A 20,632-nucleotide genomic window follows, 5' to 3' on the forward strand; every position below is an offset into this window, starting at 1 on the left:
TTGTATTAGGGCAACGCATACACCCTGAACAGTTTTTTCACGGTAGCGTTGCTCCCGCCCAGATACTGGTCGTAGGCCTTTTCCACAAAGCCCGAGTAATAGGCTTCACTCAGGGCCGTATCGACCAGCAAGCGAAAGTCTTCGTCGTTACGATCCACGATCATCGCCACCGGCGAGTACTCGAAGATGCGGTCCAGGATCATCAGGTTCTTGGCCGCGCCCTCCTTGGCCACTTCGTTTCGCAGCAGCATGCGTTCGGAGAAGAAGGCATCGGCCTTGCCCTCGGCCACCAGCTTGACGCCCTCGTCGTTGTTGGCCACGGTCACCAGCGAGGCGATCACGTTGAGCAGGCGCATCTGCTCGCGAATCCAGTCTTCGGTCACGCCGCCCTCGAGGGTCGCGTAGGTCTGGTTGGCCAGGCCATTGTTGATGCTGGCGCGCCAGGTCGGGCCGGTGTTGGCAACCTTGCCATTGAGCACATTGAGCAAGGGTTCGGCCGCATCGTTGCGCACCACGACCGAGAGGCCGGCGGTGTAGACCGGTATGGAGTAGCTGATCATCTTGCGCCGTTCCAGTGTGGGCGCGGTCGGCGTGCAGAGGATATCGACCTTGCCCTGGCTCACGGCACTGACCTGCTCCGAGACCGTTACCGGCTGATAGTGCACTTGCAGGTCGGGCAGGCCCAGCTCGCTCTTGAGCGTGTCGGCGATTTTCAGGCACAAGTCAATGGCATAACCGCTGGCTTTGTCGCCTTCCTGTTTGCTGAAAGGGGCCAGGTCAGGCAAGTAGCCCAAGGTAAAGGTGTGGCTGCTGCGCACGCGTTCAAGGGTGTTGGCGCCGGCCACCAGCGGCAGCGTCAAGAGTGCGAAGGCCAGCAGCAGTCTGGTGGTTGTGGCAAATGGTACGTTCATGTCCGGTTTCCCCGTATGCAGATGTCTGTGCAGTCCTGATGGCCACGCCTAAGGATTACCGGCCCTGGCCACGTTGACGGATGGCGCTTCGGTGAAGCGCTTGGCGAGGAATCCATAGAGCAGGTAGCCGACAGCGAGCACCAGGGTGCCGCCCATCACTGCGTCCTTGCCGCAGGCATACAGGGCGTACAAGGAGTAGGTTACGGCGATCAGCAAGACCACCACGTTACGCGTGTGAATCGCCGACGAGACCCCGGCCTTGTGCATGATCACCAGCAGGCCGGTCAGCGCGGTGATATAGGGGATCAGGTTGGTCACCGCTGCCAGGCTGACCAGCTTGCTGAACTGGGCGGCGGCATCGGGCGAGATGGTCGACAAGGCCATGAAGGTCTGCAGCACGCCGCAGACGATCATGCCGACGACGGGCGCATTCATCGAATTGACCTTGCTGAACAGCTTGAGGAACAGGTTCTGGTCAGCCGTCATCTTCGCGGTTTGCGCCAGGGTAAATTGCCAGCCCAGCAGCGAGCCGACACAGGCCATCACCGCCAGAGCCATGACGATAGTGCCCACCATCGGGCTGAATATGGTGGCGTAGACCAAGGCGAAGGGTGCCGTGGATTTGGCCAGTTCAGCATTGGGAATGATGCCCTGGATCACAGTGGTCGACAGCACATAGACCACGGCGGCCCCCAGGGTGCCGAACAGGCAGGCCAGTGGCACGTTGCGCTTGGGGTCTTCCACGGCATCGGTGGCCTGGGCCGCCGATTCCATGCCCAGGAAGGCCCACAGGGTCAGGGGGATGGCTTTGCCGATGGCTTCGGAAATCGGCAGGCTATTGGGGTTCCAGGCGGCGGCCAGCACATCGGGCTTGAACCAGAACCAGCCGATAATACTCAGGCCCGCTACCGGAATGATCACGCCCCACACGGTGAAAGCGCCGATCTTGCCGGTGATGCCCGGGCCCCCGAAGTTGGCGAAGGTGGTCAGCCAGATCAGCGCGATCGTGCCGACGCACAGTGGAATGGCACCCGTGCCCAGCCAGGGGATGAAGGCCGTCATGTAACCCACCGCCGAAATGGCCACGGCGACGTTGGCGATGGCCAGGGACAGGAAGTACAGGTACGAACAGAGGAAAAAACCTGACTTTGAATGGGCTTCCTCGGTATAGGCGGACAATCCGCCCGAACGCGGACAGAAGACCCCGCATTGGGCAAAGCAGTAGGCGATGGCCATCGAGCCGATCGCGGTGAAGATCCATGACAGCAGCGAGACGGCGCCCAGTTGAGCCATATTGGTGGGCAACATGATGATGCCCGAGCCCATCATGTTGACCGTCACCAGCGTCGTGAGCCCCATCAGGCCCATTTTCTTGCTTGAATCAGCCATCGCAAACTCCTTGCCTTGTTCAGAGTTTTGAACCTGGCCTGGCGACGTGCAGCACGCAGCCTGACAGGGGCTAATACCTACTGCATCAAACCTTGATCACGTACCCATAGGCGCATTCGGTGTAGTGCTTGAGCGCGTAGAAGAACGGCGGCAGCTGGCTTTCTTCGTAGGCTTTGATGGCTTCAGGGGAATTACGAAAGCAATCTAGAACCGCATCGCTGGCAGCGATTTTCAAGGCGTTCATAACCAGAATCTCTCAGTCTGTATGACGTTGAAGTTCCTGGGACGATCATCTTCAGAGGCATCATGTCCCGGGGTCAGGAGCGATTGCCCTATTGGGTATAGTTCATTTTTACTATTTGTTACTTCTTGCCGGATTTATTTCCTTGACCCACTTTTCTGTGTGGTTCCTGGCGAAGTAACCGGACCTGTTTTCCGCTCTTTCGGTGCTTTAACAAACACTAAGTATTAATGCCAAAGCGCTATTTCTCAGCGATCACGCCCCCCCTCTCTATCCCTGAGTGAAACACCCCAAAGGATGCATCCAGCCTTTGGGGCGCCGCTCATCCAGCCATCAGGTACGCCCTGCGGAACCTGTGACGGGCAAGTTCCCGAGCAGTTTGAGCCCGGTACTCTTCACGAAAGTTTCATAGTCCATGGGTTTCTGGATACGGGTTTCTGCGTTAGGCAGCACGTAGGCCCAGGCACGCTTGGACGAGGCGTCATAGACCAGTTTGAACAGGCGAGTCGGCACCCACACCTGGTTGTCGCCGATGGTGGAGTAGCCTGGGTCAAACAGCGGACCGGTAAAGACAAACACGTTGCCATCGGCGCGCTTGGCAAACTTCCTGACATCCGCCTCGACCTTGCTCCAGATCTTGCGGTTATTGGTCGGGTCTTGCGGCACCATGTTCGACAGCGCAAAGGACTGGGCCATTGCATTGGGATTCGGTGCATCGGCTGCCGGAGATTGATGGCCACGGTCCACGGCCGGGTGCTGGCTGCGGTAGTCGCTCAACTCAGCGCGCCCACCCTTGGGGATGCGGGGGTCCGGGTAGAACTGATTGGTGCGCTCCTCCCCTTTGGCATCCTGCAACTGGGCCGCATTCAGGCGTTCAACCACAACCAGTGGGGTCTTGCTGGTTTGCGAGTACAGCACCGCAAAGTTATCGGAACACAACGCCAGGGGTTTCATGGATGCAGACACTGTGGCGGTGTTGATCGGTTTCGCTGCCGGGAACAACTCTGCACAGCCGTCAAACGATGGCTGTCTTTGTTTGTTCGAGTAGAGGTTCAGGGCCGCGCTCTGGCTGATCGAGCCCGAGCGGGACGTTTGTTCGTGCTGCGCGGTGGGTGGCTTGAGCAGATCCAGCAGGCTGCGGGCTTGCGCCCCGGTGGAAAGCAAAACAAGGGCCGACAGCCCAACTGCAATTTTGCGTAGGTACATGGGTTAAATCTTCGAATGGAATTGAGGGAAAACGTGCGACGAGGTCGTGCGGGGTTTATTGACCATGACCAGACAGGTTAGTGCGGGGCTGCGTACAGATTCTATTGGCCGGTGTTCCTCGGAACAGCGGTTGGGAAAGCCTGGTCATGCTGTAGCAGCATGACGCTCCCAACCGCCGCCCTCTGTACCTGTGACAGATCTAGATCAGCTGCCCCACATCAATACGATTGCCGTCCGGGTCTTCGAAGACGAATGCCCGCAGACCGTAATCCTGGTCTTTCAGGCGCTTGATGATTCTCGCCCCGTGCTGGGTGCAGGCCTCATACAGCCTGTCGACGTCCTCCACCATCATCTGGGCCACATTGAAGCTTGCGGGTCGGTGGTCGGGTTGCAGAGTCAGGTGCAATGCGTCCGAACCGGACGCCATGATCAGCGAAATCGCTCATCGCAGAACCTCAACGATCAAAGTCGCGAACACCGGCCAGTCGGTGCTGGTGATGGTGCCGCACCTTGTTTTGCCTGAATGGGCAGGTCGGTGCCTGCCGGGCAGAGGTTATTTTGCGCGACTGTTCAAGTAAAGGGGGTTACTTGAATCATGGGCTACGAGCTCGCACGACCGGTTGGAGCTAGTCCCCGCTGTCATCGACAACCGTGGGGGTCGCCGCCGAGCCTGCCAGGAGGCCTCCGTCGATGTTGAACTCACTGCCGGTGACGTACGTCGCGTCATCCGCGGCGAGAAACAGGGCCATGGCCGCCACTTCTTCGGGCATCCCGAATCGTCTCAGCGGAGTGTCGCGAACCAGGGCCGCCATCCGCTCTTCACGGCCTGCGTCGGTGCCCAGCATGGGTTCCCATATGGGGGTGAGGATAGCGGCTGGATGAATCGAGTTGCACCGCACTTTCAGACCTTGCTCGGCGCAGTAAAGCGCAACTGTCTTGGTGTGATTGCGAACGGCGGCCTTGGATGACGCGTAGGCCGCCGCGCCCGGAATGCCGACCAGCCCGGAGCGAGAGGAGATATTGATAATGGAGCCCGCGCCTGAATGTCGCATGGCGCGAATGGCGTATTTGCAACCGAGAAATACACCGTCGAGATTGGTGTGATGCACAGCGTGCCAGTCCTCCAGGCGCGCATGCTCCGGGTCGTGCCGCACGGCACCTTGCTCAAATCCGGTAATGGCGGCGTTGTTCACCAGGACGTCCAGCCTTCCGCGTTCCTTCAGAATCTGCGTCGTCACGCGCTGCCAATCCTCTTCGCGCCGTACATCAAGACGCAGGTAGCTGACGCGATCACCGAGTGCGTTTGCAACAGTTCTGCCGAGTTCGTCGTTTATGTCGGTGACATAGACAAAGCAATCCTCTTGCACGAAAAGTTGCGCAATCGCAGCGCCGATCCCTTGGGCCGCCCCTGTAATGAGTGCAATTCTGGAAGTGAGCTTACTGGCCATAAGTGATGTAGAGACTCCTTTGGTTAGGCCTGGTCATAACACATCCCTTGGCAAAAGCCCAAACGCTGCTCCCTCCATGCCTTGCGCTGTGAGCTTTTTGCGCCGTATCGATGCATGCGGTGGATGACTTATCCAGCCCCGCTCGATACCCTTCTCACCCCAGTGCCTGACGGCCATTCAGGCCAAATCACACGCCATCCAGACGAACGAAATAATGAAATCCTCCGCAGGTTTGCTGTTGTCAGGTATCGAGCTGGACCGCGCCAGTTCGATCCCGTTGTACCGCCAACTCTACTTGCAGATTCGCAAACAGATTCTCAGTGGCAGGATTCAGGGTGGCGTACGTTTGCCGTCCACCCGGACCCTGAGCAAAGAACTGCAGCTTTCCCGAATCAGCATTCTCAATGCGTTCGATCAACTGATTGCCGAAGGTTTTCTGACGTCGCGCACCGGGGCCGGGACTTATGTCGGCGATGAATGGGAAAGCCGCGGTATCGATGACGATGAGCACAAGCGCCAGCCCCCTCGCCTGTCCGACCTGAGCCAGTCCATGCTGTCGTTGCGCAGCGATCATTTCCGCGGCGTTTCCTATGCGGACTGGGCAACCGGAAGCCCGACTTCGTTCCTGCCCAGTCACAGCGCTTACGATGCGTTTCCGCAATCGGTCTGGAAGCGACTGATGAACCGCCACCTGCACAAGCCGACCAAGGCCATGCTCGGTTATGGCGAACTACAAGGGTTGCTGGCCCTGCGCGAGGCGATTGCCGAATACGTGTTCGATGCCCGGGGCATCGACTGCACTGCCGAGCAGGTGGTCATCGTTTCCGGCGCCCAGCAAGCCTTCAACCTGCTGGGCATGCTGTTGCTCAACCCGCAGGACAGTTTCTGGATGGAAGATCCGGGGCATATCGCGGCGCGAATCGCGCTCCAGGCCCAGGGTGGTCTGGTCGTGCCGTTGCGTATCGACGAACAGGGGATCGATGTCCGGCAAGGCCTGGCTCAGTGCCCTGACGCCCGCCTGGTGTTTACCACGCCTTCGCGTCAGCATCCGTTGGGCATCACCATGAGTTATGCGCGGCGCCAGGAACTCATCGATTGGGCCGCCCACAATCAAAGCTGGATCATCGAAGACGACTGCGACAGCGAGTTTCGCTACAACGGCCGCCCCCTGCCGGCACTCTATGCCATGGACCAATGGGCCCGGGTCATCTACGCCGGGACGTTCAGCAAAGTACTGTTCCCCTCGCTGCGACTGGGTTACGTGATACTGCCCAACGCCTTGATCGAACCCTTCTGTACCCTGCGAGCGGTCATGGACCGCAGCCCGCCCACACTGCTCCAGGCTGTCACGGCAGACTTCATGCGCGAAGGCCACTTTCTCGGCCATATTCGTCGAATGCGTGCGCTGTACCAGGCACGCCAGCAGGCTCTGGTCGAACAACTGCAGCAACGGTTGGGCGCTTTCTTCAGGATCACGCCTGTGGAAGCCGGCATGCACCTGATCGCCTGGATGCCCGCGCATCTTGATGACGACACCCTGGCCAGGGAACTCGGCCAGCATGGCATTCATACCTATCCGTTGAGTGACTACTGCCTCGAGCATGTCCTGCCGCCGGCGCTGTTGATCGGTTTTGCCAGCACCCCCGAGGACCAGGCCCAGGCACGCGTCGAAGCGCTGGCCCAGGCCTTGAGCACAATGGGCTATCTGCAGCAGGCCACTTGACGCAAGGCAAGTGGTCTTATGATTTAACTGATAATGGATCTATCGAGAGTTCCTGACTGGCGCGATAAAGGCTGCGCCGGTAGACCCGGTGTCTGAACCAGGAACGACTCGAATGAACAATAAGATCCAGGAACGATTCAACGCCTTGCTCAGCCACAAGGCTGTCGAGGCCGAAGCGCCCCCCCTGCTGACCGAGGCATTGGCCCGCCAGTTGCTCGACCGACTTGCGCAATTGCGCTTGTTTGCCCATGCCTACCCCTTGCTGACCAACCTGACCCATGGCCGCGTGACACCTGCTGACCTGCTGGATTTCGCCTATCGCCACGAGCTGCAGGGGCTGAGCCTGCACTTGCTTGATGGTGAAGAAAACAGCCTGAGTCAAATGGCACCTGCGCAGCTTCAGGCGTTCGCAGACAAGGCCAAGGCACTGGGGCTGGACGTGCATCTGGAAATCAGCAGCACCTTGAAAAAAGACGTCGATCAAGTGATCGCCATTGCCAAGGCGCTGGGCACCCGCAACATCCGTGTCTACTCACGCTACGAAGGGGCGCTGTCCCGGGTCATGGACGTGATCGAGTCAGACCTGCACTACCTTGCGCAGCAGGCTGACGAGCACGACCTGTTCTTCGACTTCGAGCAGCATGAGGAGCTCAAGAGCGGCGAGATCGCGCAACTGCTCAACCGGCTGAACCACCCTCGCCTGCACGCCCTGTTCGACTTCGGCAACATGATCAATGCCTGCGAGCAGCCCCTTGCGGCGCTGCGAAACCTGGCGCCGCACATACGCCAGACCCACCTCAAGGGTGTACGCATCGTCCCCGAGCAAAACGGCTTCGGGCATTACGGCGTGCTGCAAGGCTGTGACGAAGACGACCTGCCCAACGCTCGCATGTTGTTCGAGCTGCTGATGCTCGGCGAATCAACCCCGCAAGTGATCGCCTTCATTCTCGAGCAGGAAAACCACTACGTTGCCCCGGCCTTCCGCCAGCTCGACGAAGCCGCCGACCCGTTCATTGCCTACCGGGAAATGAGTGAAACAGCGCTGCCGGAAGGCTTCTCGCTGGAGCAAATGCTCGCCGGTGAACACCGTTGGGCCAACAACCAGGTCGCCTATGTACGAAGCCTGCTGGCCGAATTCCGAACCCTGGCCGAGTTGACCCTGGCCCATTGCGCTAACGCCTGAACCTGGCGTGCCTTACGGCACTGCCTACCCAATCAAGCCTGGAGAACAATAATGACATCCCATGACAAGGCCAAATGGCTCAGATTCCTGATTCTCATCCTCGGTGGCGGCACCATCTACAAGCTGGCGAACCTCAAAGACGCCTTCTATATCCCCATGCAGGAATTCATGGGGCTGTCCCACACTGAAATCGGCGTGCTGCTGAGCGCCAACGCCATTATCGCCACCGCGTTGTTCGTGGTCGGCGGCGTGCTCGCCGATCGGTACGACACCCGCAAGCTGATTCCTCTGGGCCTGATCGGTACCGGTAGTCTCGGGCTTTACCTGGCAACTTTTCCGCCCTTCAGCAATCTGCTGATCGTGTTCTGCCTGCTGGCCGTGTGTGCTGACTGCATCTTCTGGCCCTCGCTGCTCAAAGCCATCCGCACTCTGGGCGACGATAAGGAACAGGGACGCCTGTTTGGCCTTCTCGAAGGCGGGCGTGGCGTCATTGATACCCTGGTCGCGTTCTCTGCACTGGGCGTCTTCGTCGCCATGGGCTCCGGTGAAAACGGCCTGAAGTCGGCGATCCTCTTCTACTCGGTCATCGACATTCTTGCCGGTACCCTGACCTGGCTGCTGCTCAAGGGCGGCAATACCCAGTCGACCGTCAAGCCGAAGAACGGTATGTCGAACCTGCTCGAAGCCATCAAGGTGCCGGGTATCTGGCTGGTCAGCCTCAACGTGTTCATGGTCTATATCGTGTACTGCGGCCTGACCTATTTCATTCCCTACCTCAAGGAAATGTACGGACTGCCCGTGGCCCTGGTGGGCGCCTACGGCATCATCAACCAGTACTTCCTCAAGATCCTCGGTGGCCCCGCTGGTGGCTTCATTGCCGACAAGCACTTCAAGAGCTCCAGTCGCTATCTGAAATGGGCATTCCTGGCCTTGTTGCCGCTGATGGGCGTGATCATGCTCATCCCGAAAAACCCGGGTTTCATCTACGCGGGCATGGCGGCCACCCTGTCCTTTGCGCTGATTGTCTTTTCCATGCGCGGCGTGTTCTGGGCCCCCATGGGTGAAGTCGGCATTCCCCAGCACATCACCGGTTCAGCCTTTGGCATCGGTTGCCTCATCGGCTATGCGCCTGGCATGTTTGCCTACGTCATCTACGGCGCAATCCTTGACCATTTCCCGGGTCAACAAGGCTACAACTACGTGTTCTCGTTGATGAGTGTGTTGGCCATTGTCGGGTTCATGGTGTCCAGCCTGCTGTATCAAGCGGTCCGCAAGAACTCCACGGTCACTGGCAAGGTCAGCGCCGCACAAGCCTGAACATAGCCCGGGAATAGGCGGTGCGGCGGTAACCGGAGTGTCTCGGTTAGCGCCGCACGGCGTCGCCATCACAATGCGAAATCGGCCTCGTCCATGAACATCAGGCAATGGGCACTGCCCAACAGGCTTTCGCGGTGGCCGTTGGCACAGCGCTGACCTGGTCGGGCTGATCATTCTCGGTGTGCAGCCGACCAATGCAACTGTCGAATCGCTACACCCTGAACTACTGTCATGCATGGGCGTGGCGCCAATCTCCGGATTTGCGTTGCGCTGCGGGGTTTCCAACCGACCAGGCACGATGATCAGGGAACCAGACCGATGGCAAAAGATGCAAAAGTCGAATCACACAACGCGACTTTTATCGCGCAGGAGATTGAGGCGCTGGACGAGTCAGTCGAGGTTTCCGATGGGCTTCGCAAAGGCGTCTGGCGCACCCGGATGAGAGTCAGGGCGCGCAAGCTGAGTCACTCGACCCAGTTTGTCATTGCCGCTGCGGTGATCCTCGGCCTGACCATGTTCTTCGTCGGCAATCTGGTGAGCGCACGCATCGAAAGTGCCGCGGTACATAGCGCAGCAGAAGCAGGCGCCCAGTACATGGATACGTTCCTGGAACCCTTTGTGCAGGAGTTGAGCCGGGACAACGAGCTCTCGGCTGCAAGTGTCCAGTCCCTGGACCGCCTCACGGAAAGTCGTTCGCTCAAACAGCACATTGTCTCGATCAAGATCTGGCGAGCAGATGGCACGGTGGTCTACAGCACGAACAAAGACATCACCAACCTTCAGTTCCCATTGGATGAGATCACCGAGGCGCTCAAGGGCAAAGTGGTCACCGACCTTCAAGAACTGACCCAGGATGAGAACGCGTTCGAGCGCCAGCTCAACGTGCCGCTCTATGAGATCTACGCGCCCCTGCGGGATTCACGCACCGGGAAAATCATCGCGGTGGGCGAATTCTATGAAAAGGCCGATAGCCTCAAGCGCGAGATCAATCGGGTCCGGGAGGAGGTATGGGGGGTCGTCGGCGCCGCGACACTGGCCATGCTGACGCTGCTTTTCTTCATCGTGCGACGCGGTGACAAGATTATCCAGCAACAGCAGGTGGCACTGCGTTTGCGGCTGATCGAGCAAACCCGTTTGCACGTCAGCAATGCCGAACTCCAGCACAAGATGGCGACAGCTACCCAAGAGTTTTCCCGTGTCAACGAACTCACCTTGAGGCGCATTGGCGCAGACCTGCACGATGGGCCGGCGCAGCTATTGACCTTGATTCTGATCCGGCTCGACGACCTGGCCGAGAACTGCTCCGCAGTCGATCAGGAGTCGCTGGAAACCATTCGCGGCGCCGCCACCGACGCATTGCGTGAGGTCCGCGATTTATCACGAGGCCTGGCACTTCCGGAAATCAACGAGTTGAGCCTGGTGGAAGAGTTGCAACTGGTGGCGCAACGGCACGAGCAACGCACGGGCACCAAGGTCAAATTGACCGTGGGGGCGCTACCGAAAGCGGCACCGCTGCCACTCAAACTCTGTCTGTACCGTTTTGTGCAAGAAGCCCTCAACAACGCTTACCGTCATGCCAACGGCGAGGGTCAGGCCATCCAGGCGAAATACATCGATGGCGTATTGAACATCAGCGTCAGGGACAGTGGTCCTGGCATGGCAGCGGACGCCATGCTGCTCGAGAAATCCGGGAGAACCCGATTGGGCCTCGCCGGTTTGCGTTATCGCGTTGAATCGCTGGGCGGGTTGTTCAACATCGAATCCTGCGCCTCGGGTACGTCGGTAAAGGCACAGTTCAAACTCTAGTCAGGAGCCGTTCCGGCATCCATGGGTGTTTTTGCCGCGCCGATGTGAAGTCGCCCAAAAGTTTCGCGCTCCCTGTAATGCCGTAGCGCCGTGACCGCTTCGACACGATTTCGGGCGTTGAGCTTCTGCATCACGCAGCCCATGTGGTGCTTGACGGTTTTTTCACTGATCAACAGCTTTGTCGCCACCTCCCTGTTGGTCAGCCCTTTTGAAACTTCACGAATGACCTCCTCTTCGCGATGGGTCAGATCACACTTGTGAGTTTCCGCTTCGTGCTTCTTGAGGTTAGTCAGCAGTTTGTTGGCAAAGTCGGGGGTGATATACGTCTCGCCATTGGCAACCGACCTGATCGCCTGGACCAGGTCCGGTCCGCTGACACCTTTGAGCACATACCCGCGCGCGCCGGCCTCCAGCGCAAAAAAGGCGTCATCTTCGGACTCTGAAACCGTCAGCATCAACACCTTCACATCTGACAGTTCCGTTGAAATGAACCGCACCGCGGCGAACACATCCCCCGGCATATTGACGTCCATCAACATCACATCCGGGCGCACCCTCGTGGCAATATCCTTGGCATCCTGCGCATTGGCGCCCTGCTCCACGACCTGAAGATCCGCCCGCTTTCTCAACGTATTGGCAACACCCTCACGCAACATCGGATGATCGTCGACAATACCGATACGAATGACTGGATTCATGACGCGCTCCCCCAAAAACAAACACATGAACATCCATTGATTAATAGCAGGGAATCGGGGACGCCGCCGGTCACCAGTCGTATGTCCCGGGTGCCAGGCGTTCGGATATCAGACTTAGGTCGGATGCAAACATAACGCGAACAAGCAATGATCTTCACAAATGACTTTATTTTTATAATTCAACTCTTTGTTTTTAAGCCGTTTCAATTGCAACGGTAATCAGAAAACCTCATAAAACCCGGACCCGCTTTCATCCGACCAACAGTCGCTTTCCTGCGCTTGGGTATAGACAGCCACAGCACCAGACAAGACCAGGAACAACGTCACACGCGACATATTTCTAACGTAGCGCGTAACCCACCGGCGATGCGGTTCTCCAGTTTGACCTGTCCACCAAAGCGATCCGCAATGGCCTTGACGATGGTCAGCCCCAACCCTGCGCCCTGAGCATTCGCGCAACTGTAGAAGCGCTCGAAAAGCCGATCACGATCCTGCTCATTGATACCTGGCCCCTCATCTTCGACAGACAGTTCGTAGCCATGGGTCTTTTCGACCAGTTTTACAGTGATCACTCCATGCCGGGGGGAGAAATTCGCCGCATTGGTGACCAGGTTGTTCAAGGCAATGTCGATGGCCGCAGGGTCGACCCTCGCAAGGCCGATGTCGTCACTGACATCGAAAACCAATTCAAGATCCTTGCTCAACAACCAGGGGGTCAACTGGACCAGGCTGTCACGAACTGTGGCTGCCAAGTCAATAGGTACAGGCGGTTGCGCTCCTGCTTGAGGCTCGATACGAGCCATCGTGAGCAATTGATTAACCAGCCGGCTGGTACGGTCCACGCCAGCAATCAAGTGCTCAAGCGACGCACGACGCTCCCCTTCACTCCCCGCTTCCATCAGATTCTGTGCATGCACTCTGAGCACGGCCAGTGGTGTGCGCATTTCGTGGGCGGCATCCGCGATAAAACGTCGCTCACGCCCCATGACTTGCTGAATCTGCGCAAGCATACGGTTAAGGGCTGCCTGCATCGGTTCAAGCTCAGTAGGTAGCGGCGTCAATTGCAGGGGTTCGAGTGAGCCGGGATGCCTCGCCCGCAGTGTTGCAGCCATGTTGACCAGCGGTTTCAATCCCCAGCCGATGGCCAGCCAGAGCATGGCGGCCAGTATCAAACTCCCCAGAATATTAGGCCACAACGTGTGGCGCACGATGCGGTCCACCAAGTCCGACCGGACGTCGTCTCGCTCGCCCACCCAGATGCGCAAGCCGTTCTGTTTATCTTCGAGCAGGAAAGCGCGCCAATGGCGCTTGTTCAGATCGACAACATCGCTGAAACCTGGCGTTCGTGGCGGTACGCTGAAGGATGGAGAGCTCGCTGTGTGTACCAGCACTTCGTCCTTGAAGTTCCAGACCTGAAAGGCAATTTTCGTTTCATAGGGATGGCCGTCGATCCTGGGTTCAGCTTCGCTCAGGGCCTGATTGAAGGCCTGATACAGATCCGAGTGTTCCTTGCTGGCCATGGGCATGCGCATGACGCCTTGTAACAGACGAGCATTCCGGGCCAGTTGGGCATCATAGACTTCGGCAATTTCATGGTTGCTGTCGTGCAGGTTCAGCACGCTGATCACCGCCAGGCCAGCGAGCATCAGGCCGATGATCAGGGTCAGGGTGCGACGCCGGATCGAGGTCATCGACGCTCCTCCACCAGGTAACCGATACCACGGACGGTGCGGATCAGATCGGTGGAGAGCTTTTTGCGCAGGTGATGGATGTGCACTTCCAGGGTGTTGCTTTCGGCCTCCTCGCTCCAGCCGTACAGCAACTGCATCAGATGATCGCGAGTCATTACCCGGCCGGGTGGCGAGAGCAGTTCGTGAAGCAGTTGGTACTCCTTGGGTGTCAGGGCCACCGGCTCGCCTTTGTAGCTGACTTGCTGGGTACCGGGGTTCAGGCAGATACCGCCGTGCTCGATCAACGATTGTCCACGCCCGGCGCTGCGCCGAAGCAACGCACGTATGCGCGCCTTCAATTCCGCCAGGTCGAAAGGCTTGATCAGGTAGTCATCGGCTCCGGCATCCAGACCGGCGATGCGGTCTTCGGTGGCATCGCGCGCGGTCAGGATCAACACCGGCAGGTTGGAACCGCTGTCACGCAAGCGCTTGAGCACTTCGAGACCGTCCATGCGTGGCAGGCCAAGATCGAGCACGGCCAAATCAAAGATTTCACTGAGCAACGCGTGCAAGGCACTGTTGCCGTCCTGCAAGCAGTCGACGGTATAGCCTTCACGGCTGAGGGCCTGATGAATGCCCTCGCCGAGCGCCACGTCATCCTCTATGAGTAATAAGCGCACTGGGTCTCCTGTCAGCCGAGTTTCTTGTTCACGTCCGCCAACAGCGTCTCGATCTCCTTGCGGCGCCCGGCGTCAGCACTCTCGCGGCCAGGTCGGGGCGCAGCCAGCAAGGCTTTTTGCAGCGCTGCCCTGGCTTCCACATAATGCTTCTGACGGTAGAGGTGATCGCCCCAGAAGTACAGGCTGTCGATGCCGTTGGGGTTCATTTGCAATGCCATCTTGAGCAACTGCTCGGCTTTGTCCGAATCGCCGAAACCGATGGGCCAACCTGGTACACGGTCATAGAGTGCCCCCAGACTGGTATAGGCTGAGCCTTGCAGGGCCTTGGGGTCCAGGGCCAGGGCTTTTTCCAGGTCGGCTTTGGCATCCTTCACCTTGCTCAGCGCACCCAGCCCGCCCTGGGCGCCCGCCCAGCTACTGGTGACAATGCCGGACCAGATCCAGGCCTCAGCCACCGTTTGGCGTTCCTGCTTGAAGCTTGACGCCTGGGCGGCCAGTTTTTCAAAAGCCGCGGTTCGCTGTGCCTCGGGCAACTCGTACTGAATGTGCGCCCAGCTTTGCTGGATACCGTTGAGACGCTGCTGGTCAGCGGCATCCAGTGCCCAGACGCTCTGGCTCAATGCGCCAAGCAGCAGGCAGGCGATGATCTTTTTCATGGTTCGAGATTCTCCTGGTCGGGTTTCTGGCTCAGGCGGCGGATCAGTGGCAATTGTTTGCGCAATCCTCGGTCCACCAGATGGGGAAGGAAGCTGTTCAGGCGTACAAAAAATCGCTCGGGCCAGCCCAGGTACAAGTCGCGACGGTCACCGGCAATGGCATGAATCACTGCGGCCGCCACGGTTTGCGGATCGTCGACATTGGTCTTGAGCGCATCGTTCAGCGCCTGGGCCGCCGGGCTGTTCATGCTGGTACGGGTCGCTCGCGGGGCAACGTAAAGCACGCTGACCCGGGTGTCTGCCAGTTCCCGGCGCAGAGCTTCGGAGAACCCGCGCAGGGCAAACTTGGTGGCGCAGTAACTGGCGTAGCCGGGGTAGCCAATGGAGCCATAGGTCGAACCGACGTTCACCACCATGGCACTGTCGGCTTGCTTGAGCAGTGGCAACATCAGTTTTGTCAGGCACATCGGCGCACTGATGTTCACCGCGAGCATCGAATTGATCTCACTGTCGTCCAGCTGTTCGAGCATGGCGAAATGATTGACCCCGGCGGCATTGATCAGCAGATTGATGCCGCCGATGCTCTCGGCCCGCGCCAGCACCTGGCGGCGGTCGGATTGCAACGTCAGGTCTGCACGGATCCAGCACAGGTTACGGGGGTAAAGCTCAAGCAACGGCACCAACGGTTCCCGATGTCGAGCCACGGCCAGTACCCGGGCACCACTGGCGCACAGTGCGGTGGCGATGGCCAGGCCGATGCCGCCGCTGGCACCGGTCAACACGACACGAGCTTCAGACAGGCGCATGCAGGTGCTCCCCGTTGCGCGGCAAGCCACGAAACATATCGGTGTAGAGCCGGTACACCACTTTGGCGGCGTGAATGACGGCGGCCTGGTCGCCGGGGTCTTCAAGACTGTTCATCAGTCGACGGTAGGTCTGCATATGCTCGATATCCAGCGAGCCGTGGGAACTGAGGTAGCTGAAGGCGCTTTGCGGCAAGTCCAGGCGCTCGCGAATGCTGCTGGCGGCGTGTGTGGCCAGGGCGATGCTTGTACCTTCGAGTACGTTGACCATGCCGAACAGTCCCACCGGATTGTCCCTGGCAATCAGGTCGTAGAGGAAACTGACCATCAACTCGATCGGCAATGACGGGCGCCCTTCCTGGACAGCGACCCTGTCACCGCCGCAGGCTTCAATGTCATTGAGTACCCATTGTTCGTGGCCGTACTCGTCCTCGATGTATTCACATACCGCTTTGCGCAGCCATTCCAGACGTAATGGCAGGCGCGCACCACAGGCCATCATCAACGGCACGGTATGGCGCACGTGGTAATAGGCCTGCGCCAGAAAAGCCCGGTAGCTTTCCAGGCTGACGTCGCCCTCCAGCGCGTCACGGATGATCGGCAAGTTGAACAACTCAATGCGTTCTTGCTCAGTCGCTTGTTGCAGCGTGTCAAAAAAACTCATGGTGCGGATTCCTCGGAGAATACGGATTCGGTCAATTGCCCCCGGTAGCGTTCGACGATGGCATCGCGGCGGGGCCTGCCATTGGCAGTGAGCAAGCCGTTGCCGGAAGTGAAGGGTTGGTCGAGCCGACTCCAGTGATGGACCTGGGCGTACTCGGGCAAAGCCATGTTGGCCTGGGCCACGGCGCTGGCCAGTTGTTCGTCGGTGCAGTCCGGGCGATGGGGCCAGAGCAGCGCATGGTTGTGAGGCATGGCCTCGCCATAGACGAAGGCCTGGGCGACAGGCCCGCGCTGGGTCAATTCGGCCTCCACCCACTCGGGGTTCACGTTACGCCCGAAACTGGTCACGAACTGATGCTTCTTGCGTCCCTTGAGGTAAAGAAAACCTTCGGCGTCGAATTCGCCGAGATCGCCGCTAGGCCACCACTGGGCGGTATGCGGCGCTTCTCCCAGATAGCCCAGCAAGGTTGACCCCTTGATGAGCACTTCGCCGTCGTCCGCCAGGCGAATCTCCACATGGGGCAATGGCCGTCCAACACTGCCGGGGCGCCGTGCTTGCGGGCGATTGAGGCACACCACCGACGCGCACTCCGACAGTCCGTAACCCTCGTAAACCGGTACTCCCACGCGTTGAGCACGATGCAGTAGATGTTCGCTGACCCGGGCACCGCCCACGGCGGCAAAATGCAGGTGCTGTGGGTCAAAGGCCTTCAGCTCTGCAGCACTGACCAGTATCTGCAGCAACTGCGGCACCAGAACCAGGCTCTGGGGCGATCGGCTGGCCAGGCATCCCAACAGTTTCGGCACATCCACGCCGCTGGCACCTTGAATCCCGAGCGTATTCTGGCTGGGCAGGCTCAAGGTAGCGCCGGCATACAATGCGGCGTAACAACCAATGTTCTCCAGTAAAATGGCCAGCGGCAGCAGCGCCAGGTGATGTTGCGGGTCGGTGGGTTTGCTGGCCAGGTCCAGCTCGCGAGCGACCCGCAGAATGCTGTCGGCACTCAAGCACACGCCCTTGGGTGTACCTGTGGTGCCCGAGGTAAAGGTCAACTTGGCGGTGCCTTCAGGCATCCGGTTCGGGCCATTGAACGTGCGGTGCCAGAACGCTCCACACTTCTGATATCCAGCCGCTTGCAGTTCGTCGTGCAGTTGCGGTTCGGCAATGACGAGTTCGGCCTGGCTTTGCTCCAGGCAATGCTTGCGTTGCGCAGGACTGAAAAATGGCGGCAAGACCACGCAGGGCAAACCCTCGAACAACGCGGCCAGGTCCCACAGCATCGCTTCGACGCCATTGTCCAACGCCAGTGCGACCACCCTGCTCCGTTCATCGCGCAGGCGCTGCTGGCGATAAATGACCTCGGCATACAGCGTGGCGTAATCCAGCTTCAGTTGATCGCCCCACAACGCAATGGCATTGGTTTTTTGCTCTGCATGTTGACGCAGGACCTGTTTGAAACACTCCATTTCAGGCGACATGGCAGGCCCCTTCAATAGAGGTCGGCAAGCCCAGGCGACGGAACAATCCGATGTCGCGCAAATGAATGAATCCACTGCGGATATTGCCAACATGAACCCACGGCTTGCTTTCGTAGTAACTGCCCCAGGCGTGGCGATCGTCGCCCAGACGCGTCGGGTCGGCAGCACACAGCGTCACGGGCTGCAAACCCAGGCGATGAAAGCTGTTCACCAACCCCAGGCTGCCAGTAAAGGCGACCCATTCCAGGCCGCCCATGGCCAGCAGATAGGTCATCGCGATAATGCTCATCCGTGCGCTTCCGGTGTCACTGGCGGCCAAATTACCTACCTCGACGATTGCCGTTCTGTCTACGGTCTGGCCGGCGGCTGCACTGATCAGCGGATCAATTGACTCATCCAGATACCCCTCCAGAAACAAGGGGCCGGCGCTTGCCAGCCGCACGCCGACCACCGCACACAGCGCACCGGACGCATCACTCATGCCGAACAGTTGCGGCATGAAATGGCGAATATCGGCACCGTGGGCCTTACGAAAGCGTTGCTGGATAAAGGCTTCGAACGCGCACCGCAGCGGGTCCTCCGGCAATGCTCTGACGAGCTGCATCTGCGATGTTTCGGCCTGGCCAAAGTGCAGCGGCAACTGAACGTTCCAGTTGAAATCGGACATTGAAAAACGTCTCCCCGGATCAATTTGGGAGAAGTATCAAAGGCAATTCTTAACGAAGTCTGAAGGTGCACCAAGTGTCTTCGACCAGAGCAACCTGCAAGAACCCGGCGCGCATGTCTCAGCTGTCGAACACCACTACGGGATCGACAAAATGATGTGAAGGAGGTACTGCAGCGCACCGATACATCCGACAGGACCGGTGGGGTGCTGGTGACCGTGGTCTATCTGGACAGCCAGGGTGAGTTGCACAAGATCCGTTACTGATAGCGGCCTATCTGGGTGATTGCCTGATAGGTATTGGAGGCCTTTCGGTTGATCCGTATGCTCAAAATGATACGAGTAGGCTACGCAGAGTGTATGTCGCAGCCTCGTCTAGGGGACGAAACGCTGGACGTCGACACGGCGCAGCTAAAAATGCCGCGTATCCGGCCCGACGACTGACAGACTGGTCGCCAGCGGTACGCTCTGCGTGACGTTGGCCATCCGGGTGATTTCCACCTGCAGCTTATCCTTGCCGAGCAGGTAGTCGGCCAGCTTCTGGGAAAACGGCCAGTAGTTCAGATCGGCAGTCAGGGTCAGCGGCCCGACGGCGTCGGCCGGCACCAGGAAGGAGAACTCCCCGATATCGTAGCCCTTGGGCAGAATGCGGTTGTCCGAGAGAATCTGCGTGGCATTCCAGACCTCGACGTCCAGCGGATTGCCGTCCTTGTCGCCGATGTGCACTTTGAAATTGCGCGTGTTTTCTTCGGTCTTGCCGTCTTTGATCGAACCCAGTCGATAGAGCTCGCGACCATTGGCATCCTGCACGCGGAAATCGATCCACATCTCCCGTCCCTCCGGAAAGCCGGTCGGCAACTTGTGCCCGGCGCCGACGTTGGTAACCTTGACCGCTACCGAGGTGTATTGCCCGGGAATGATCACGGCCGGCAGTTGCTGGAAGGTTATTTCCCCCGCTCGCCCGAGCATGTCGCGCGCGCGTTGCGAGCCCTCTTCCTGACCGAGATGCTTGAGCATCATCGCATTGGCGCCGCTGAACCAATGCGAGGCGACCTCCTCGCGGTCCGGCCCCATGATCGCGGCCTTGCCCTTGAAGCCCGGCATGTGGCAACTCTGGCAGGTGACATCGTTAAGGCTGTAGGTGCTCTCCTGCCATTCGTCATAGGTGCGCTCGACCGCCACGCTGCTGAAGGGATGCGTGACGTTGTGGCAGGTGCCGCAAAAATCCGAGCGCGTGTGCAGAGCCGAATACACGGTGTCGTGATAAGGCGAAACAGCATCTTTGCGCGGGCCGAACTTGGTCGGTTTACCGTGCGCTCGAGGGCTCATGACGTAGGCGCCGTTATCGAGGCCGGTGCGGGCACTGATGTTGTGGCAGGTCTCGCAATCGACCCCGGGCATCGGATGATTCTTCGCGCTGTCTTCGATCGAGGAACGGTTGATCTCCGAAGTGATCTGCCCGGTCGTGAGACCGATCGGGGTATGGCAGCCGGTGCAAAAGTTGTCGACCTTGCCCTCGGTGGCCGCACTCGCACGCTTGAGCAAGGCACGATAGATGGGCTCATCCCAGGCCTGGGACATCATTGACGAGCGCCACTGCTTGTAGATCTCCGTATGGCAAGCGCCACAAACCTGGGCATTGTCGAAGTCCTTCACATTCAAGACCAGGTTACCGGTGGTATTGGCCCGGTGCGGAAAGAACGGCATCCCGCCATTCACGTGCATAAGCCTGGAGCGTGCCGGCTCCAGCCACTTCTCATTACTTTGATTGTCATTGCCGGAAGGCTCGTCGGCCGCCACCAGCGTGACCGTCAGCAGGCAAACCAGTAAGCAGAAAAGACGGCGAACGAAAGGTCTGATCAACAGGAGAAAGGGTATGAACAACGTCGCCAGGGAGATATTCAAGTCGACAATGGCTAGCTTCAGGCCTGCCGGGACATTGAAAAAGGCCATGTAAAAGCTGGTGCACGTCGTCCATGAAATGATCAAGGCCGATAACAGGTGCAGCGCTGACTTGGAATGGCTCATTGGCATTTCCCCTGGACGGTTGCAGAGGATGACTGCAGCACTTCTATTGAGTCGCCAGGGGAATTTC

General features: G+C 58.9%; 20 protein-coding genes and 2 pseudogenes. 7 read left to right on the forward strand and 15 right to left on the reverse strand.

All coding sequences use genetic code 11. The features are described 5' to 3' along the window. Positions 1–5: 5 nt before the first annotated feature. From B0D71_RS03275 to B0D71_RS03290, 5 genes are all read right to left on the reverse strand, one after another. On the reverse strand, positions 6–911 hold the full coding sequence (locus tag B0D71_RS03275) for an amino acid ABC transporter substrate-binding protein (RefSeq protein ID WP_103393444.1): 906 nt from the start codon (positions 909–911) through the stop codon (positions 6–8). A 48-nt stretch (positions 912–959) separates the two neighbouring features. Beyond that, positions 960–2,300: a putrescine-ornithine antiporter gene (gene potE / locus B0D71_RS03280; protein WP_103393445.1), complete on the reverse strand. Its 1,341-nt coding sequence runs from the start codon at positions 2,298–2,300 to the stop codon at positions 960–962. Between the two features lie 85 nt (positions 2,301–2,385). After that, positions 2,386–2,544, reverse strand: coding sequence for a hypothetical protein (locus B0D71_RS31380; protein WP_165798665.1), 159 nt, complete (start codon positions 2,542–2,544; stop codon positions 2,386–2,388). Between the two features lie 330 nt (positions 2,545–2,874). Then, positions 2,875–3,747, reverse strand: a complete 873-nt coding sequence (locus B0D71_RS03285) for a DNA/RNA non-specific endonuclease (RefSeq protein WP_103393446.1) — start codon at positions 3,745–3,747, stop codon at positions 2,875–2,877. A gap of 199 nt (positions 3,748–3,946) precedes the next feature. Then, entirely contained in the window at positions 3,947–4,174 is a 228-nt protein-coding gene (locus B0D71_RS03290; RefSeq protein WP_103393447.1) for a VOC family protein, read from the reverse strand. Here B0D71_RS03290 and B0D71_RS31385 point away from each other — a divergent pair. Continuing rightward, a complete protein-coding gene (locus B0D71_RS31385) occupies positions 4,173–4,325 on the forward strand; it encodes a hypothetical protein (protein ID WP_165798683.1) in 153 nt (50 codons plus the stop codon). The genes B0D71_RS03290 and B0D71_RS31385 overlap by 2 nt on opposite strands. A gap of 48 nt (positions 4,326–4,373) precedes the next feature. Here the strand turns inward: B0D71_RS31385 and B0D71_RS03295 are convergent, their stop codons facing one another. Further along, entirely contained in the window at positions 4,374–5,195 is an 822-nt protein-coding gene (locus B0D71_RS03295; protein ID WP_103393448.1) for an SDR family oxidoreductase, read from the reverse strand. Between the two features lie 214 nt (positions 5,196–5,409). Here B0D71_RS03295 and pdxR point away from each other — a divergent pair, with 214 nt between their 5' ends. The 4 genes from pdxR (at position 5,410) to B0D71_RS03315 (ending at position 11,224) form a co-directional block, all read left to right on the forward strand. Continuing rightward, the gene (gene pdxR / locus B0D71_RS03300) at positions 5,410–6,918 is read left to right on the forward strand and encodes a MocR-like pyridoxine biosynthesis transcription factor PdxR (protein WP_103393449.1); all 1,509 of its coding nucleotides are present in this window, start codon (positions 5,410–5,412) and stop codon (positions 6,916–6,918) included. A gap of 112 nt (positions 6,919–7,030) precedes the next feature. Then, positions 7,031–8,101 (forward strand): sugar phosphate isomerase/epimerase family protein, encoded by a 1,071-nt coding sequence (locus B0D71_RS03305; RefSeq protein WP_103393450.1) that lies wholly within the window; start codon positions 7,031–7,033, stop codon positions 8,099–8,101. Between the two features lie 51 nt (positions 8,102–8,152). Then, positions 8,153–9,418 (forward strand): MFS transporter, encoded by a 1,266-nt coding sequence (locus B0D71_RS03310; RefSeq protein WP_103393451.1) that lies wholly within the window; start codon positions 8,153–8,155, stop codon positions 9,416–9,418. A 318-nt stretch (positions 9,419–9,736) separates the two neighbouring features. Next, entirely contained in the window at positions 9,737–11,224 is a 1,488-nt protein-coding gene (locus B0D71_RS03315; RefSeq protein WP_103393452.1) for a sensor histidine kinase, read from the forward strand. Here B0D71_RS03315 and B0D71_RS03320 read toward each other — a convergent pair. From B0D71_RS03320 to B0D71_RS03355, 8 genes are all read right to left on the reverse strand, one after another. Continuing rightward, positions 11,221–11,922 carry a response regulator gene (locus B0D71_RS03320; RefSeq protein ID WP_103394014.1) on the reverse strand — a complete coding sequence of 234 codons (702 nt, stop codon included), beginning with the start codon at positions 11,920–11,922 and terminating at the stop codon, positions 11,221–11,223. The two genes, B0D71_RS03315 and B0D71_RS03320, sit on opposite strands and share 4 nt — an antisense overlap. Positions 11,923–12,245: 323 nt before the next feature. After that, positions 12,246–13,613, reverse strand: coding sequence for a sensor histidine kinase (locus tag B0D71_RS03325; RefSeq protein WP_103393453.1), 1,368 nt, complete (start codon positions 13,611–13,613; stop codon positions 12,246–12,248). After that, positions 13,610–14,272 carry a response regulator gene (locus B0D71_RS03330; RefSeq protein WP_103393454.1) on the reverse strand — a complete coding sequence of 221 codons (663 nt, stop codon included), beginning with the start codon at positions 14,270–14,272 and terminating at the stop codon, positions 13,610–13,612. The genes B0D71_RS03325 and B0D71_RS03330 overlap by 4 nt, the downstream gene beginning before the upstream one ends. An 11-nt stretch (positions 14,273–14,283) precedes the next feature. Further along, positions 14,284–14,928, reverse strand: a complete 645-nt coding sequence (locus B0D71_RS03335) for a tetratricopeptide repeat protein (RefSeq protein WP_103393455.1) — start codon at positions 14,926–14,928, stop codon at positions 14,284–14,286. Next, entirely contained in the window at positions 14,925–15,734 is an 810-nt protein-coding gene (locus B0D71_RS03340) for an SDR family oxidoreductase (RefSeq protein ID WP_103393456.1), read from the reverse strand. Before B0D71_RS03340 ends, B0D71_RS03335 begins: the two co-directional genes overlap by 4 nt. Next, a complete protein-coding gene (locus B0D71_RS03345) occupies positions 15,721–16,395 on the reverse strand; it encodes an iron-containing redox enzyme family protein (RefSeq protein ID WP_103393457.1) in 675 nt (224 codons plus the stop codon). The genes B0D71_RS03340 and B0D71_RS03345 overlap by 14 nt, the downstream gene beginning before the upstream one ends. Further along, positions 16,392–17,873, reverse strand: a complete 1,482-nt coding sequence (locus B0D71_RS03350) for an AMP-binding protein (protein WP_103393458.1) — start codon at positions 17,871–17,873, stop codon at positions 16,392–16,394. Before B0D71_RS03350 ends, B0D71_RS03345 begins: the two co-directional genes overlap by 4 nt. Beyond that, positions 17,863–18,540: a thermostable hemolysin gene (locus B0D71_RS03355; protein ID WP_103393459.1), complete on the reverse strand. Its 678-nt coding sequence runs from the start codon at positions 18,538–18,540 to the stop codon at positions 17,863–17,865. Before B0D71_RS03355 ends, B0D71_RS03350 begins: the two co-directional genes overlap by 11 nt. A gap of 22 nt (positions 18,541–18,562) precedes the next feature. Here B0D71_RS03355 and B0D71_RS03360 point away from each other — a divergent pair. Together B0D71_RS03360 and B0D71_RS31700 are read left to right on the forward strand one after the other, a co-directional pair. Further along, positions 18,563–18,804: pseudogene (locus B0D71_RS03360) on the forward strand (DUF2790 domain-containing protein). Then, positions 18,804–18,935: pseudogene (locus tag B0D71_RS31700) on the forward strand (GNAT family N-acetyltransferase); the annotation flags it as partial. The pseudogenes B0D71_RS03360 and B0D71_RS31700, both read left to right, overlap by 1 nt. A 13-nt stretch (positions 18,936–18,948) precedes the next feature. On the opposite strand, the gene B0D71_RS03370 reads toward B0D71_RS31700, so the two are convergent. Beyond that, complete coding sequence (locus B0D71_RS03370) at positions 18,949–20,565, reverse strand: multiheme c-type cytochrome (RefSeq protein WP_103393460.1); 1,617 nt, start codon at positions 20,563–20,565, stop codon at positions 18,949–18,951. Positions 20,566–20,632 lie beyond the last annotated feature (67 nt).

The organism is Pseudomonas laurylsulfativorans (assembly GCF_002906155.1).
Lineage (GTDB): Bacteria > Pseudomonadota > Gammaproteobacteria > Pseudomonadales > Pseudomonadaceae > Aquipseudomonas > Aquipseudomonas laurylsulfativorans.

Bases quoted from the DNA above. Each gene is read 5' to 3' on its own strand.
- B0D71_RS03275 (WP_103393444.1), bottom strand. From the start codon at position 911: ATGAACGTACCATTTGCCACAACCACCAGACTGCTGCTGGCCTTCGCA.
- potE (WP_103393445.1), bottom strand. From the start codon at position 2,300: ATGGCTGATTCAAGCAAGAAAATGGGCCTGATGGGGCTCACGACGCTG.
- B0D71_RS31380 (WP_165798665.1), bottom strand. From the start codon at position 2,544: ATGAACGCCTTGAAAATCGCTGCCAGCGATGCGGTTCTAGATTGCTTT.
- B0D71_RS03285 (WP_103393446.1), bottom strand. From the start codon at position 3,747: ATGTACCTACGCAAAATTGCAGTTGGGCTGTCGGCCCTTGTTTTGCTT.
- B0D71_RS31385 (WP_165798683.1), top strand. From the start codon at position 4,173: ATGATCAGCGAAATCGCTCATCGCAGAACCTCAACGATCAAAGTCGCG.
- B0D71_RS03290 (WP_103393447.1), bottom strand. From the start codon at position 4,174: ATGGCGTCCGGTTCGGACGCATTGCACCTGACTCTGCAACCCGACCAC.
- B0D71_RS03295 (WP_103393448.1), bottom strand. From the start codon at position 5,195: ATGGCCAGTAAGCTCACTTCCAGAATTGCACTCATTACAGGGGCGGCC.
- pdxR (WP_103393449.1), top strand. From the start codon at position 5,410: ATGAAATCCTCCGCAGGTTTGCTGTTGTCAGGTATCGAGCTGGACCGC.
- B0D71_RS03305 (WP_103393450.1), top strand. From the start codon at position 7,031: ATGAACAATAAGATCCAGGAACGATTCAACGCCTTGCTCAGCCACAAG.
- B0D71_RS03310 (WP_103393451.1), top strand. From the start codon at position 8,153: ATGACATCCCATGACAAGGCCAAATGGCTCAGATTCCTGATTCTCATC.
- B0D71_RS03315 (WP_103393452.1), top strand. From the start codon at position 9,737: ATGGCAAAAGATGCAAAAGTCGAATCACACAACGCGACTTTTATCGCG.
- B0D71_RS03320 (WP_103394014.1), bottom strand. From the start codon at position 11,922: ATGAATCCAGTCATTCGTATCGGTATTGTCGACGATCATCCGATGTTG.
- B0D71_RS03325 (WP_103393453.1), bottom strand. From the start codon at position 13,613: ATGACCTCGATCCGGCGTCGCACCCTGACCCTGATCATCGGCCTGATG.
- B0D71_RS03335 (WP_103393455.1), bottom strand. From the start codon at position 14,928: ATGAAAAAGATCATCGCCTGCCTGCTGCTTGGCGCATTGAGCCAGAGC.
- B0D71_RS03340 (WP_103393456.1), bottom strand. From the start codon at position 15,734: ATGCGCCTGTCTGAAGCTCGTGTCGTGTTGACCGGTGCCAGCGGCGGC.
- B0D71_RS03345 (WP_103393457.1), bottom strand. From the start codon at position 16,395: ATGAGTTTTTTTGACACGCTGCAACAAGCGACTGAGCAAGAACGCATT.
- B0D71_RS03350 (WP_103393458.1), bottom strand. From the start codon at position 17,873: ATGTCGCCTGAAATGGAGTGTTTCAAACAGGTCCTGCGTCAACATGCA.
- B0D71_RS03355 (WP_103393459.1), bottom strand. From the start codon at position 18,540: ATGTCCGATTTCAACTGGAACGTTCAGTTGCCGCTGCACTTTGGCCAG.
- B0D71_RS03370 (WP_103393460.1), bottom strand. From the start codon at position 20,565: ATGAGCCATTCCAAGTCAGCGCTGCACCTGTTATCGGCCTTGATCATT.